This is a genomic window from Paenibacillus sp. PCH8, from assembly GCF_002968835.1.
Classification (GTDB): domain Bacteria; phylum Bacillota; class Bacilli; order Paenibacillales; family Paenibacillaceae; genus Paenibacillus.
The window spans coordinates 33983-49043 of the sequence record NZ_PKQK01000001.1 but is presented as its reverse complement, the minus strand read 5'-3'; the positions used below and the strand labels follow the sequence as shown (position 1 = coordinate 49043).

Genomic DNA, 15061 nt, shown 5'->3' with positions numbered 1-15061 from the left:
TGCCACGATGAGCCTTTTGTTTCGCTTGGGGAAAGGGAATTCAAAATTCCTGCCAAAGTAATGGAAATAAATATAAATAAATTTAATTAATTCAATTTACAGTAATATTTACATGCCGTATAATCAAAGCATAAGGAGGTGAACACCAAACATCACGATTGAAGATGGGTAGGCGAGGGCTTTTTTTAAGTTTCTTCTAGTAAGCGCTTACTTGAAGGTGGAGCCGAGGATCAGGTAATCCTTGTGCATACCTTCACGGTTAACACACGTTCAAGAACCCGCCACATTGTACACGGTACTCTCATGTTCGACCCCACACACGGTTATTCACTCATGATTCCAGTCATTTCTGTAGCTGGTTATTTTTTATTTTCGTTTACGTTATGTTTGCGCACCTGTAGTTAAACGATTTCTTCTGGAGGTGATATCCACATTCATCCGAACGTTCTCTTCGTGCTAAGCATCCTAATGACACAGAGGATCAGACAGGAGTACAGCCCAATCTAACTAAAGGAAAGGTGGAAGTATGAAGACTAAATTGAAACCCAAATCGAGAGGTAAGAAGATCCTGCGCAAAGGTGTAAAGCAAATGCTGGCAGCCACGCTGCTTGCGGCGGGGATTTTTCCGGGCTTGTCTCCAGGCGTGACTCAGGCAGCTGAAGCCCATGTGGACAATCCATTCGTGGGAGCAACCGCGTATCTGAACGAAGATTATTCAACTCTCGTGAACACTTCCATTGCGCTCACCAATGATACATCGCTGAAAGCAAAGATGGAAACCGTCAAATCGTATCCAACGGCAGTCTGGATTGACCGTATTGCTGCAATTTATGGTGGGAGTGACAACGCGGGTCGCAAAAGTATAGAGGAGCATCTGGATGCAGTTCTCGCCCAGAAGAAACCAGGTACGCCGATCACCGCCTCATTCGTTATCTATAACCTGCCTGGCCGGGACTGTCATGCACTTGCATCCAATGGTGAACTTCCATTAACCCAAGCTGCTCTGCAGACATATAAAACGGATTATATTGATGTGATCGCAGATATCTTCGCAGATCCGAAATATCAGGACATTCGCATTGTCGCAATTATCGAGCCGGATAGTCTGCCCAATCTGGTAACCAACCTCAGTACGCCAGCGTGTGGACAAGCCAGTTCGACTGGCATATATGAAGCAGGTATAAAGTATACATTGGAGAAGCTGCACGCTATTCCCAATGTGTACAACTATCTGGATATCGGCCACTCCGGCTGGGTAGGATGGGATAACAACCGTTCAGGTGCGGTCTCGCTATATACAAGCGTTGTGCAATCTACAGTAGGGGGGCTGAGCAGTGCGGATGGATTCATTACGAATACAGCGAATACGACACCGCTGGCAGAGCCGAATCTGTCCAACCCGGATCTGAATATCGGTGGACAACCGATCAAGTCAGCCAAGTTCTATGAGTGGAATCCTTACTTTGACGAAACCGATTTCACTGCTGCGCTGTATACCGATTTCGTACAAGCTGGGTGGCCGAGCAGCATAGGTTTCCTGATCGATACCAGCCGGAATGGCTGGGGCGGGGTATCTCGCCCAACGTCGGCTACGGGCAGCAACATTAACAACTATGTGAATTCCGGTCGTGTGGACCGTCGGGACCATCGGGGGAATTGGTGTAATGCCAGTGGAGCTGGCATGGGTGAAGCACCCAAAGCCGCTCCGGGCCCTGCACATCTGGATGCTTATGTGTGGGTAAAACCTCCGGGAGAATCAGATGGTTCGAGCTCTGAAATTCCAAACAACGAAGGTAAAGGTTTCGACCAGATGTGTGACCCAACTTTCACTACTCGGGACGGTGTGTTAACGGGTGCATTGCCTAATGCTCCGGTATCGGGCCACTGGTTCCATGACCAGTTTGTTATGTTGGTGCAGAACTCGTTCCCTGTTCTGCCAGCAAGCAACGGGGGCGGAAATCCTCCGGGCGGTAATACTGCTCCGTCAGCACCAGCGGCGGTAACGGCTACGGCTGGTAATGCACAGGTTAACTTGACGTGGACAGCTTCCGCTGGGGCAACGAGTTATAGTGTGAAGCGGGCCCTTAGTGCAACAGGTCCATTCACAACCATTGCTGCCAATGTAAGTGGAACGACATTCAACAATGCAGGCCTGATCAATGGTACAACCTACTATTATGTCGTAACGGCTAAGAATGCAGTAGGTGAAAGTGTCAACTCTGCAACAGCATTGGCTACACCGGTTGCAGGAGTAACAGCTCCAGCTGCACCGACAGCCTTGACGGCAACCGCAGGCAACGCTCAGGTGAGCTTGACGTGGACAGCTTCCGCAGGTGCGACAAGCTATAACGTGAAACGGGCGCTGACGGCAACGGGCCCATTCACAACAATCGCGGCGAATGTGAGTGGTACTTCCTACACAAACACAGCCCTGACGAACGGAACAACCTATCATTATGTGGTTAGTGCTGTGAATGCTGCTGGACAAAGTAGCAATTCAGCTGCGGCCTCGGCGACACCTCAAAGTGTCGTTGTGCCAACCAGTGATCTCGTATTGCAATATCGTGCGGGAGACACCAATGCAACAGATAGTCAGATCAAACCCTATTTTAATATCAAAAATGTGGGTAATACCGCTGTAAACTTGAGCGATCTGAAGCTCCGTTATTACTTCTCCAAAGAAGGCACAGCTGCGATGGATTCTGCCATTGATTATGCTCAGATTGGCGGAGCCAATATCCAGCGTACCTTCACTGCTTCATATGTTGAGCTGAGCTTCACAACTGGCGCAGGCAGCATTCAGGCTGGCGGACAATCCGGAGACATTCAGCTTCGCATGTACAAAGCGGACTGGTCCAACTTTGACGAGAGCAACGACTACTCTTATGATCCAACCAAAACATCCTACCAGGATTGGAACAAGGTAACCCTCTACAAAGGCGGCAACCTGGTCTGGGGTATGGAGCCTTAAACGTACCTGATGATGCGGGTTCGATTGTGAAAAAAGTGATGAATGAAGTTCGCTGTAAGGTTAGCTAACCGCGTTCTAGGATGTATACCGAAATGCGTACCGCAGCAGGGTTGTCCCCTGGTCATGAAGATGACCGGGAGACAGCCCTTTTTCCTATTTCTAACGAATCGTATGGAGCTAGAATAAAAAGTGGACACCCATTAACGGACAGAAGGATAATAAGACTAACGGAGGTGTGTCCACATGGGAGAACAACGGCAACGATACAATGAAGAATTCAAAAAGCAAACGGTCAAGTTTATTCAAGAACAAACGAAGACACTTAGTGATCTTGCGGAAGAGCTTAACATCCCGAAAAGTACGTTACATCAATGGATGAGCCAATATCGTGAGCTCAAAAACGAACCGGCTGCCAGTATGGAGCGAGTGAAGGAACTCGAAGCAGAGCTGAAAGAGATGCGTCGCATGCTTCAAGAGAAAGAACATCGACTTGCCGATACGGAAGAGGAACTGGCTATTGTAAAAAAAGCGGTGCACATCTTCAGCAAACCAAAGAACTGAGATTCCAGTTCGTGGAGAATCATCGCTCCGAGTTCCACTTGGAGAAGATGTGCGAAACCCTGCAGGTCTCACGGAGCGGGTACTACAAATGGCGGATGAACAAGACAAGCAAGCAGCAGCTTCGGAAATCCCAGATCATGAAGCGAATTCAGTACCATTTTGCCGACCACAACAAGCGTTATGGTAGCCCAAAAATCACCCGCTTGCTTCATCTGGAGGGGTTTAAGATCACCGAACGTACGGTAAGTGTGTACATGCGCCAAATGAAGCTCCGCTCCGTCGTTAGCCGCATATATCGTGTCCAAACCACGGACTCCAAGCATAACCATCCGGTCGCACCCAACACGCTGAATCAACAGTTTAAAACGCTCAAACCGAACACGGTCTGGGTTACAGATATCACATACATCCCGTGCCGAGGAGGACGCATGTATCTCGCCAGTGTCCTGGATTTGTGCACGCGTGAAATTGTGGGTTGGCGTTTGTCGAACCATATGGAAACTAGCTTGGTGCTGGATGCTTTAAAGGCTGCTTACACAGCCAAACGACCTGGTCCGGGTTTGCTCCATCACTCGGATCGCGGCTCCCAATACACCTCCAAAGAGTACGTCGAGCAATTAAGTGCCTACGGTATGGAATCGAGCATGAGTCGTCGGGGAAACTGTTACGATAACGCGTGTATCGAGTCATGGCACAGCATTTTGAAGAAAGAACTCATTTACTGTAATCCACGCTTTAAAACACCGGAAGAGGCCTACACGGCCATCTACCAATACATTGAGTTTTATTACAACCGCAAGCGAATGCATGGTGCACTGGGGCACCTTTCCCCTGCCCGTTTTGCAATGCAATTTACCGGAAAATCCGTAGCGTAAGTGTCTACTTTCTTGACAGAGGTCCAGTAAACACGCTATTCAGGGGAAATCGTGCATTATAGAATTCTAACGAATCGTAGACACACTATTCAGGTATTATTCGGTAACTTGGGCGGGTTTTGGCCTGTTTGGTGCGGAATAAGGTTACTGAGGTTCGTTAGAATTATTGATTGGGGATTAACGCCCCAATAAGGCGTGTGAGGTTCGTTAGCAGCAGCGGAGGAGGCAGCGTACTGAGGTGTAACCCTTTCGTTTAATGAACATGGGCTATGTGGAGAATGTTTCATAAGCAAAGTCATTTTTCCAATGCATACCTAAATTAACACTGAATATTGATCGTTTTGGACGGATATTTGCCTATGGTCAGGCAAGCAGGATGTCTATAATAGAACCCGATGGGCGGGATCACATCGCTCTGATTGGAGAGAGAATGAGAGGGGGGCCGCACTCAGGCAGACGGGCAAGCTGAATTCTCTTTTTTGATTATGTAAGCGTAATCAATCTGGGCTGGATAGCCTGTTGAAGAAGGGTCTGTGCGAATGAATGAACGTCTATTTATCGTCACTGTGTAGATGCATCACCTATTCTGTCTCAAGGAGAGTGAAGGTAGATGAATTCAGAATCAACAACGCCGGTTCATAAGGGATCGGTTCCAGGTCTGCAATCCGGTCTCAGGAGGAAACGGACAGGCCTGCCACTTGCAGCCAAGGTACTCTCATCGGCCCTCAGCGTAGCTTTGCTCATGGGTGGAACTGCCGGAATTTCCGGAGCAGAAGCTTGGAATGAGAATGGAGCGACAGAGTCCAGCCTGCAATCACATAAGGGAGGCAGTCACGTGAAAGAGATTCAACTGGAATATCTGGATCGCGGTTTGGTGGCTGTTTCGACATCCGAAGGCGTGTTCATCAGCTGGAGATTACTTGGTGACGAGGCTACAGGGTATAGCGATAAAGGACTGACCGGGACAGACTTCAACGTCTATCGTGATGGCAAAAAGATGGCTACGGTCACCGACAGTACTAACTATGTGGATACCGAAGGGAAACAATCCTCCCGTTACGAAGTGGCAGCGGTGAACAAAAAGGGCAAGGAGAGTAAACGCAGTGACTCCGTCAAACCTTGGGCGAACGGTTATGTCGATATCCCTCTGCAAAAGCCCGCTGATGGCGTGACTCCTGTGGGTGAAGCCTATACGTATTCGGCCAATGACATGAGTGTAGGGGATGTGGACGGGGATGGTCAGTATGAATTTTTCGTCAAATGGGACCCATCCAACGCCAAGGACGTTTCGCAAAAAGGTTACACCGGTAAAACCTACGTGGATTGTTACACGCTGGACGGACAATTGTTGTACCGGATTGATCTGGGGGTCAACATCCGTTCGGGTGCTCATTATACACAGATGCTCGTTTATGATTTTGACGGAGATGGCAAGGCCGAACTGATGTTCAAGACCGCTCCGGGCACGAAGATTATGAAGTACAACAAAAAAGGAAAAGCAACCTCCGAGAAGTACATCACGTTACCGAAAGAAGACCGCAAGGCAGGAGTCAAGAACGAAGATGATTATCGTTTGAGTGCGGATGGTTACTACGATCACGTGGTGGATATGTTCAGGAACTGGCATAAACACGAAGAGGTTGTGAAGGGGAACTGGCCTGCAACGTTGGAAGAGGCTTTGGGAATCGAGAAAAAATATAACTATCCATTATCTCAGCAGGATGCCGAGAATCTGGCCGACTACTTCATAGATGTGTATGCCGTAGAACGTAGCAGCCGTAATGAACTCCGCAAGTTCGAAGGTTTCATCGTGGATGGACCTGAGTATGTCACTGTGTTTGAAGGCAAATCAGGGAAAGAGCTGGAGACCATTCCCTATGAACCCGAGCGTCATGATGATGGCCTGATGTGGGGCGATTATGCCATGGCACGGATTGAACCGGCGAATCGGGTAGACCGCTTCCTGGCAGGCGTGGCGTATCTGGACGGCAAGAAACCGTCTGCAATTTTTGCACGTGGATACTACACACGTTCGACGATGGTTGCCTACAACTGGGATGGCAAGAAGCTGAAAAAGGAATGGAAAGTGGACAGCGGCTGGACACCGATGAAGAATCCGTTCAATGACGGGCCGCATGGCGTGGATGGCACAGATCCACAGTATGGCTCCATTACTACGCAGGGCGCACACTATTTCAGTGTGGCGGATGTGGATGGAGACGGCAAACAGGAGATCATTTATGGCTCCGCTACGATTGATCATGATGGCAGCGTGTTGTACAGCTCAACAGACCTGATGCCTGCCGAAAGTGCTGCGCCAGGAACAATTGCCCGTCTAGGACACGGAGATGCGCTGCATGTGGCAGATATCGACCCGGATCGTCCGGGGCTTGAGATCTTCATGGTGCATGAAGGCGGTCCGTGGGCCCCGTATGGTTACTCCCTGCGGGATGCGAAGACTGGTGAAGTCATCTATGGCGGTTATACCGGTAAAGACACTGGACGTGGCATAGTAGGGGATGTCGATCCAACCCGTCGTGGTCTGGAGACATGGGCTGTAGGATTGTGGACAGCGCAGGGTGAGAAAATCAGTGATCAAGCACCTGGTACGAATATGAATATCCGTTGGGCGGCAGATATGACGACTCAGATTGTAGACGGTGCCATTGATGTCACACCTACCATCAAAGACTGGAATCGTGGCACGTTGCTGACGGCAACAGGAACATTGACCAACAATCACACGAAAGGAACGCCTTCTCTCGTAGCGGATATTTTCGGGGATTGGCGGGAAGAGATGCTGGTGAGAACCGAGGATAGCTCGGCGATCCGCATCTACATGAGTACCGAGAGGACTGATCGCAAGCTGTACACACTGATGCATGATGCGATGTATCGTGTGGGCATTGCCGGACAGAACAGCGGGTACAATCAGCCTTCTTATCCATCCTTCTACATGGCCTCAGATATCGACTGGTCGAAAGTAACGCTGCCTAAGTTCTATACGCCAGGTAAAGGCGGAAAGTAAGCAGACCGGACAGTTAGAAATATAAAGCCGCGCTAGCCATTTAGCGTTGGCATCCAAGCTCTGGAATGAACCAAGGTGTTTCGGCACATGGAGGTTCCAGGGCTTTTTTGTAGTTTCCATGATCGCAGATCCGTGGGTATTGGAGCAATCGGGGATCATAGGTATATTGGCAAGGAACTATGTATTAAGGGACGTTCCTCGTATACTGCTGAATTGCCTTTTCCATACGATGCATTAATTCGAGACGAACATGTTCCGGCTCCACGCAACGCAGACTACTTCCAAAGCTCATCAATATACTGAAGCCGTAATCATCATCTATAAAGGGAAGGTTCACCTGATATTGTTCATCTCCGAGATCGGTGATATGATCCATCGTGCAATAGTCGAGCATGCGATTCAGAGCGGAAGAGTTAATGAGTAGCTTAATCGGAAAAGTTCTGGCACGCATCTGATTGGTAAAATCAGAGAAGGGATGAGGTGCAATACGCTGAGTAAAAGGGGTGTCTTCGACCCTCACCGCATACATTTTGCGTAACTTGAACAGCCTGTAATTCTGTGTTTGAGGCAGATAGGCCTGAACATACCAATGGCTTGCCTTAAACACCAGCCGCTGAGGTTCCACACCTTGGAGCTGCTCATTTCCTTTGCGGTTATAATACGAAAAAGCTAAAGTGTACATTTTTTCCAGAGCCAATTGGATAGACTGAATAACTGCATCGGAGTCATTAACTCCGATCCAGGACGTAAGATCAACCATCATCTGATTTGTTTTCATATTCATAGCATGAAACTGATCTTCTGAAACAAAGCTTTTCAACTTCACCAATGCATTGGATACTTCCTTACCTGAGAAAGTGCTTTGCATTATTCCGAGTCCGGTCAGCATGGCAATCATATCATCTGTAGTAAATAAGCCCTTATTCAGCTTGTACTGCTCCATAATGCGAATGCCTCCACCAACACCAGAGCTTGTGGTAATGGGGATACCTGCTGCATTAATGGATTCTATATCCCGATAAATAGTGCGTAGAGAAACCTCGAACATTTCGGCGAGATCTTTACCACGAACCTTGCTACGTTGCAGAAGCAACATCACAATAGCGAGCATACGTTCCAATTTCATAACTGATCCCTCCATATCTATTTAGTATAAATCACTGACATAATGCTGTCAGTCATCGTATGTTTTAATATAAGGAACAATTTGCATAAATCCAAAGAGTGACTTGTACTCGGGAGCGAGTAGAATCGAATGATGCAAAATGCTGAAAGAAGAAGGAAAAGTGATGGGAGAGGTTAAAAATGAAAAAGTTGTTTCTGGTTTCATCATTTGAAGAGACGGCGAGCTTATTTGGCGCGTTTGAAGAAGATTTAATGGGGAGAACGGTAACATTTATTCCTACAGCTGCTATTCGAGAACAAGTCAATTTTTACGTTCAGAATGGCCGGAAAGCCCTTGAGGAAATGGGTTTAGTCGTAGATGAGTTGGAGATATCAACAGCCTCACCCCAAGAGATAGAGAGTAAGTTACAGCGAAATGATATGATTTATGTGACGGGTGGGAATACATTTTTTCTGCTTCAAGAACTTAAAAAAAGCGGGGCGGACCAACTGATTCAAGCGCATATTCAGGCTGGAAAGATCTACATTGGAGAGTCAGCAGGTTCCATAATTTTAGCCCCTCATATTGAATATGTGAAAGAAATGGATGATAGTAAGGTTGCTTCCGACCTTGAAAGCTATCGTGCATTGAATGTTATTGATTTTTATCCGGTCCCGCATCATGGATGCTTTCCGTTCGTGGAATCAGCTGAAAAAGTTCTTGCTGAGTATCAGTCAGAGCTACCTTTAATACCGATTACGAATGCACAAGCTATTGTTGTGGAGGGAGATCAGATCAAGGTTGTTGGAGAATAGCTTGAATCGATCCATAAAAAGAAGAAGCAGGCATGTCTATTGAAAAAGCCCAAATAGTCTCGTCATTGTGCCTAATATATGAAGCTTGCGTCACTATTTGAGTCAGAACTGTTTATATCCAGCCTACAGAATTGCTACAATGTAGAAAAGTGTAAGGATCGTTGCATGAATTGAGGTGTGGATATGAGCATCACGAAGCATTGGACAGGAAGTCTATATCAGGAGGCATTACGAACAGAGAATTGTGGGCCGCGTTTCTACGCGTACTACTACAAGCAATGGGACAACTACCGTATGTCCTATCACAATCATGATTCGACGGAGATCATGTACATTATTTCGGGAATGTGCCGGGTGGATGTGCAGATGCCGGATGGGAGTTCGGAGCAGGCCGTTTTGAAAAAAGGACAGTTCATTATGCTCGATGCAGGTGTCCCGCACCGTTTGCTGGTGGAAGATGGCGTCCCTTGCCGGATGCTCAATGTGGAGTTTGGATTCTCCAGCTCGAATCTTGGACAGTTCTCCATTCGCCAGCTCGCGCTGGAAGAAGAGGAAGTCCATACTTTACTGGCTAATGCCGCGCCATATCTGGTGCTGCCTGACCCGGAAGAGGTGTATCACATTATGAAAAGCTTGGTGCTGGAGCTGGACCAGCGTGGCCTGATGGAGCACGAAAGGTCTGCTGTACCGATGGGGGTTATTCCTCCAGACGAACGTACGCATCATCGCGAAGCCCGGAATCTGACGTCCCCGGAACAGGGAACGCTGGTACGTACGCTGTTTATCCAGTTGCTGGTCCGTGTTGCGCGTCTGCGCGGAGAGATGAACTGGAGTGCGTCGGATCAGACGGAGTTGTATGTGAAACGGACCATCGAATTCATGCATCACAATATGGATCGGAATATCCAGATGAAGGAGATTGCGGGAGCGGTTAATCTGCATCCGGGTTATTTACATCGTATTTTCCGCCAGCACACACAACGGACACCTACGGATTATCTGACAATGCTTCGAATGGAGAAGGCCAAGATGCTACTGCAACAGACGAATATCCCAATCTCGGAAATTTCCGACTATGTCGGGGTGGGGAGTCGTCAGTATTTTCATATGTTATTTAAGAAATACACAGGCCGTACGCCGGTTGAATTTCGCTCCTCTATGGAACGACATGTCAGCAACTACCCGAAGGAAGATGAAGGTGTGGAAAGTTAGGATTTTTGACTACTCCCTCTCGAACAGGTCATGATTTTGATAACGCTTCCCCAATTGTCGTTGGTACAATGATCTCATGTAAAGAGTCATTAACCTAAGCGAAAGATTCGGATTATGGGAGGTCATATGTATGTCGTTTAAAGTGGCATTTATCGGGGCGGGAAGTATTGGATTTACACGGGGATTGCTGCGGGATTTGCTCACGGTACCGGAATTTAACAACATTGAGATTGCGTTCTGTGATATTAATCAGCACAATCTGGACATGGTGACCGAACTGTGTCAGCGGGATATCCGCGAGAATGGATTGAATATTCAGATTCAGCCGACGACAGATCGTAGAGAAGCTCTTCAAGATGCGAAATACGTACTGTGTACGATTCGTGTTGGGGGACTGGAAGCATTTGCAACCGATGTGGACATTCCACTTAAATATGGGGTAGATCAATGTGTCGGCGATACGCTGTGTGCAGGCGGCATTATGTACGGACAACGCGGAATTGCGGAGATGCTCGACATCTGTAAAGATATTCGTGAACAGAGTGCACCGGATGTGCTGCTCCTGAACTACTCTAATCCGATGGCTATGCTGACATGGGCATGTAATAAGTATGGCGGTGTGCGGACGATTGGACTGTGTCACGGTGTACAGCATGGTCATCATCAGATTGCGGAAGTTTTTGGCTTGAAAAAGAGTGAAGTGGATATTGTCTGTGCCGGCATCAATCATCAGACCTGGTATATCCAGGCTTCGCATGAGGGGAAAGACCTTACAGGTGATCTGCTCGAAGCCTTCGAGAAACATCCAGAGTATAGTCGTACCGAGAAAGTACGGATCGACATGCTGCGACGCTTCGGGTATTACAGTACGGAATCGAATGGTCATCTGAGTGAATATGTGCCGTGGTATCGCAAACGGCCGGAAGAGATTAAGGACTGGATTGATCTGGACGTTTGGATTAACGGGGAAACGGGTGGATATCTACGTGTGTGTACAGAAGGACGTAACTGGTTCGAGACGGATTTCCCCAACTGGATGAAGGATGAACCGATGCAATTCATTTCGGAGAAACGGGGCGAGGAGCACGGTTCCTATATTATCGAAGGGTTGGAGACGGGACGTGTCTATCGTGGCCATTTCAATACGGTGAACAATGGGGTAATCTCCAACCTGCCGGATGATGCCATTATTGAAGCACCGGGATATGTGGATCGCAACGGCATTTCGATGCCGCATATAGGAGATCTGCCACTTGGCCCGGCTGCGGTATGTAATGTGAGTATTTCTGTGCAGCGCCTCGCAGTAGAAGCCGCAGTACACGGAGACGATAAATTACTTCGCCAAGCGTTTATGATGGACCCGCTCGTAGGTGCTGTATGTAATCCGAAAGAGATCTGGCAGATGGTAGATGAGATGCTGGTTGCACAGGCCCAATGGCTGCCACAATATGGAGAAGCTATTGCTGCCGCTGAAGCCAGACTCGCTGCTGGCGACCTGATTCCAACCAAGGAATACGAAGGCGCGGCACGTCTCAAGGTGAAAACGGTGGAAGAAATGCAGCAAGATCGGGATGCTGCCAATAAGAACGCGGGAGAATCTGACAAAGGAAAAGACCGTGAGAAAGTGCAACAGTAAAATGAAGTAATAGCTAGAGTATTCCGATGACGAGACACAGAAACACGGCAAAGGCCCAAGTCCTTGGGGTGGAGGATTTGGGCCTTTTTTTGGTTTTGTCGTCCGAAACATGAATGTAATCAAGCTTCTCATCGTAATGAAGAGTTTATGTCATATACCTCGCTTTATCTTCCAGACGCAAAGCGAAAGGAAGGTTTTTTGTGTATTTACCAATCCACGCATATTACCTTTACAGACATAGTAATATGTTTTATAGTATACGCAGGATGGAAGAAAGTCGGTGAACCTCGCAGATGGATGTGCAAGTGATTAACAGTGATCTGATTCGCGGCAATATTGACCCGATCATTCTGAGTGTACTTATTCCTGCAGATAACTATGGCTACAGCATTATTAAAGAAATTTATCGCAAGAGCGGAGAGCAATTTGAACTCAAGGAGCCTACGCTCTATTCCAGTTTGAAGAGGCTAGAGAAGAGTGAATATGTGGAGTCTTACTGGGGGGAAGAGACGCAGGGAGGACGACGCAAATATTACCGAATTACAGTGCAGGGTCTTGAAGCCTATAGAGAGCAGGTTCTAGCTTGGCAGGCAGCCAGGGCACTGATTGATTGCATGATTGTATCCGAGGAAAAAGGAGTGGAAGAGCTATGAGATTGGAAGTTCGCATCACCCGCCATATCAATCGTTTGTTCGCTCACGCACAAGATACATTGGACAATCAGGAATTAAAAGAAGAAATTCACAGTAATCTTGCTGCGCGGATTGGCGATTATATCTCGCAGGGGATGAGCGAAGAGAAGGCGTTCCAGACCGCCATTCAGCATATGGCTGGTATGGATCAGGTGATGAGTGACCAGCGAAGGGTGCAACGTGTTCCTTACTGGACATCCTTGTTGCAGTTTGCTCTGATTTATTGTCTCATAGCTTGGATCATTACCATTCCAATGAGAGTGCTGATGCAGGGCTCCGCCATAAACAACCTGCTTATGATCTTGAGTCTTATTGTTGGTGGGACGTATGTATTGTATATGTTGATCAACAGGGGGAACGATCCAGCATCTTCGGTGAAAACCACGGTTATTCGATTCCCTACCTTAATGCAATGGAATCGCAGAATATGGTGGTTGTGGTCGGCATTTATACTCGTGCTGTGGGGAACGCAGGCAGCGTTGCGATTCGGAAGTAATATCTGGTTTAATCGACCCATTCAGGTGGAAGGACCCTACCAGTTTGCTGTAATCGTCATTGCTTTTGCCATCCCATTACTGAGCGTTATTATTCCTTTGGTAGTTCATCAGGCGTATCGAATCGTTAGCGAGTATGAAGTGAGTGATGCAATATGAGGATTAGGAACATATGGATTGCAACATTTGTTGTGTTGGGTATCATTGGTTTAGTGATTGTTGAGGGCTTCGTTAATCCGAAGATTGAGGCAAAACAGGATCAGTACGAGGCAGAGCAGCAGAATCCGCTGACTCATGATTTTACCGTTTTAGCGAAGTATCGCAGTCCCTACATGGGCGATCATTCAAACCTTAGTCATCTGAATCAGGCTTTGCCTTTGCGTGAAAAGTTGAATGGTTACCAGTTGTATCCGGAGACGTTCACAGCTCAAGTGAATTACAGCTTGGATACGCGCGAGATGGACGCAGAGGAACTTAAACGGATACTCGTATATAATGCGGTTGCGAACTTTGTTATGATCGATAATCTGGAGCAGGTCGTCTATCAGTTTGAGAATACCAGTCATACCTTGTCTCGTCAGGCTGCCCGGCAATGGACGACTACGGAGCTAACAAATCTCCAGAAGTTGGATCTCTGGAATTCAACTGTACGCGATAGACTCGTGGAACCGGAACAAGTGAATGAGGCTTTTTCACAAATTGTTGACAATTAATCTGCATCAAATCAAAGGAAATGGGCAAGACACTCGACTCTTCTTCCATGCTATGTTATTATAAGTCTCTGATAACGTGGTAACGAACTAAAGCGTTGAGGTTATGGTATAGACATGGAGGGGTTCTAGAGATGAGAAAAAAAGCGATTCTACTATTATTCATTAGTATATGTGTGTTGATTGTGGCTGGTTGTTCCAGTTCCGCAAGCAAAGACGATAACACGATTGTTGTAGGAATTGATGACAAATTTGCACCCATGGGGTTCCGGGATGAGCAGAATGAAATTGTTGGTTTTGACATTGATTACGCAAGAGCGGCAGCGGAGAAAATGGGTAAAGAAATCACATTCCAACCGATTGACTGGTCTTCCAAAGAGTCTGAGCTGAACAGTGGCCGGATCGACATGATCTGGAATGGATACACGATTACGGATGAGCGCAAAGAGAAAGTGCTCTTCACGAAGCCGTACTTGGAGAATAGTCAGGTTGCTATTACACTTGCTGACTCGCCAATCACGAAGCTGGATGAATTGGATGGTAAAAACATAGGTTTGCAGGCCCTGTCCTCAGCGGCGGATGCTCTGGCATCCAGTTCTTTGAAGGATAAAGTGAAGGCTTCCGAGTTCAAGGATAACGTGCTTGCACTGACAGATCTGAAGACGACACGTCTGGACGCGGTCATTATTGATGAAGTGGTTGCGAGATATTACATGTCGAAGGAAGAGGGCACATTCAAACTGCTAGATGAATCTCTCGCACCAGAACAATATGGTATTGGTATCAAAAAAGGGAATGAAGAGCTCTTGAATCAGCTGCAAAAAGCACTCGATGAGCTGAATGCAGATGGAACAGCTGCTAAAATCTCCACCCAATGGTTGGGTGAAGATAAGGTTCTGAAATAGTCAGGTTGCACACCTGATATATAGTTTGAAACAAAACGGACCCCGTATTCCACGCTG

At 47.4% G+C, this 15061-nt stretch carries 12 protein-coding genes; 11 read left to right on the top strand and 1 reads right to left on the bottom strand.

Annotated elements, in window-relative coordinates; genetic code table 11:
• The first annotated feature begins 526 nt into the window (after nucleotides 1-526).
• The 4 genes from C0Q44_RS00195 (at nucleotide 527) to C0Q44_RS00180 (ending at nucleotide 7435) form a co-directional block, all read left to right on the top strand.
• On the top strand, nucleotides 527-2971 hold the full coding sequence (locus C0Q44_RS00195; RefSeq protein ID WP_181150797.1) for a glycoside hydrolase family 6 protein: 2445 nt from the start codon (nucleotides 527-529) through the stop codon (nucleotides 2969-2971).
• A gap of 243 nt (nucleotides 2972-3214) precedes the next feature.
• The gene (locus C0Q44_RS00190) at nucleotides 3215-3532 is read left to right on the top strand and encodes a transposase (RefSeq protein WP_105405525.1); all 318 of its coding nucleotides are present in this window, start codon (nucleotides 3215-3217) and stop codon (nucleotides 3530-3532) included.
• Nucleotides 3533-3543: 11 nt separating this feature from the next.
• On the top strand, nucleotides 3544-4407 hold the full coding sequence (locus C0Q44_RS00185) for an IS3 family transposase (protein WP_258166104.1): 864 nt from the start codon (nucleotides 3544-3546) through the stop codon (nucleotides 4405-4407).
• 742 nt (nucleotides 4408-5149) lie between these two features.
• On the top strand, nucleotides 5150-7435 hold the full coding sequence (locus tag C0Q44_RS00180; protein ID WP_258166260.1) for a rhamnogalacturonan lyase: 2286 nt from the start codon (nucleotides 5150-5152) through the stop codon (nucleotides 7433-7435).
• 184 nt (nucleotides 7436-7619) lie between these two features.
• On the opposite strand, the gene C0Q44_RS00175 is transcribed toward C0Q44_RS00180, so the two are convergent.
• Nucleotides 7620-8561 carry a helix-turn-helix transcriptional regulator gene (locus C0Q44_RS00175; RefSeq protein WP_105405523.1) on the bottom strand — a complete coding sequence of 314 codons (942 nt, stop codon included), beginning with the start codon at nucleotides 8559-8561 and terminating at the stop codon, nucleotides 7620-7622.
• Between the two features lie 179 nt (nucleotides 8562-8740).
• Between C0Q44_RS00175 and C0Q44_RS00170 the strand changes: the two genes are divergently transcribed.
• The 7 genes from C0Q44_RS00170 (at nucleotide 8741) to C0Q44_RS00140 (ending at nucleotide 15004) form a co-directional block, all read left to right on the top strand.
• The gene (locus tag C0Q44_RS00170; protein WP_105405522.1) at nucleotides 8741-9355 is read left to right on the top strand and encodes a peptidase E; all 615 of its coding nucleotides are present in this window, start codon (nucleotides 8741-8743) and stop codon (nucleotides 9353-9355) included.
• A 183-nt stretch (nucleotides 9356-9538) separates the two neighbouring features.
• A complete protein-coding gene (locus C0Q44_RS00165; RefSeq protein WP_105405521.1) occupies nucleotides 9539-10567 on the top strand; it encodes an AraC family transcriptional regulator in 1029 nt (342 codons plus the stop codon).
• Between the two features lie 130 nt (nucleotides 10568-10697).
• Complete coding sequence (gene melA, locus C0Q44_RS00160) at nucleotides 10698-12203, top strand: alpha-glucosidase/alpha-galactosidase (protein WP_105405520.1); 1506 nt, start codon at nucleotides 10698-10700, stop codon at nucleotides 12201-12203.
• Between the two features lie 293 nt (nucleotides 12204-12496).
• The gene (locus C0Q44_RS00155; protein ID WP_105405519.1) at nucleotides 12497-12856 is read left to right on the top strand and encodes a PadR family transcriptional regulator; all 360 of its coding nucleotides are present in this window, start codon (nucleotides 12497-12499) and stop codon (nucleotides 12854-12856) included.
• A complete protein-coding gene (locus C0Q44_RS00150) occupies nucleotides 12853-13548 on the top strand; it encodes a permease prefix domain 1-containing protein (RefSeq protein WP_105405518.1) in 696 nt (231 codons plus the stop codon). Before C0Q44_RS00155 ends, C0Q44_RS00150 begins: the two co-directional genes overlap by 4 nt.
• Nucleotides 13549-13580: 32 nt before the next feature.
• Entirely contained in the window at nucleotides 13581-14102 is a 522-nt protein-coding gene (locus C0Q44_RS00145; protein ID WP_181150796.1) for a DUF4825 domain-containing protein, read from the top strand.
• A gap of 131 nt (nucleotides 14103-14233) precedes the next feature.
• Nucleotides 14234-15004, top strand: a complete 771-nt coding sequence (locus C0Q44_RS00140) for an amino acid ABC transporter substrate-binding protein (RefSeq protein WP_105405516.1) — start codon at nucleotides 14234-14236, stop codon at nucleotides 15002-15004.
• The last annotated feature ends 57 nt before the right edge of the window (nucleotides 15005-15061 follow it).

Bases quoted from the DNA above. Each gene is read 5' to 3' on its own strand.
- C0Q44_RS00195 (WP_181150797.1), top strand. From the start codon at position 527: ATGAAGACTAAATTGAAACCCAAATCGAGAGGTAAGAAGATCCTGCGC.
- C0Q44_RS00190 (WP_105405525.1), top strand. From the start codon at position 3,215: ATGGGAGAACAACGGCAACGATACAATGAAGAATTCAAAAAGCAAACG.
- C0Q44_RS00180 (WP_258166260.1), top strand. From the start codon at position 5,150: ATGGGTGGAACTGCCGGAATTTCCGGAGCAGAAGCTTGGAATGAGAAT.
- C0Q44_RS00175 (WP_105405523.1), bottom strand. From the start codon at position 8,561: ATGAAATTGGAACGTATGCTCGCTATTGTGATGTTGCTTCTGCAACGT.
- C0Q44_RS00170 (WP_105405522.1), top strand. From the start codon at position 8,741: ATGAAAAAGTTGTTTCTGGTTTCATCATTTGAAGAGACGGCGAGCTTA.
- C0Q44_RS00165 (WP_105405521.1), top strand. From the start codon at position 9,539: ATGAGCATCACGAAGCATTGGACAGGAAGTCTATATCAGGAGGCATTA.
- melA (WP_105405520.1), top strand. From the start codon at position 10,698: ATGTCGTTTAAAGTGGCATTTATCGGGGCGGGAAGTATTGGATTTACA.
- C0Q44_RS00155 (WP_105405519.1), top strand. From the start codon at position 12,497: ATGGATGTGCAAGTGATTAACAGTGATCTGATTCGCGGCAATATTGAC.
- C0Q44_RS00150 (WP_105405518.1), top strand. From the start codon at position 12,853: ATGAGATTGGAAGTTCGCATCACCCGCCATATCAATCGTTTGTTCGCT.
- C0Q44_RS00140 (WP_105405516.1), top strand. From the start codon at position 14,234: ATGAGAAAAAAAGCGATTCTACTATTATTCATTAGTATATGTGTGTTG.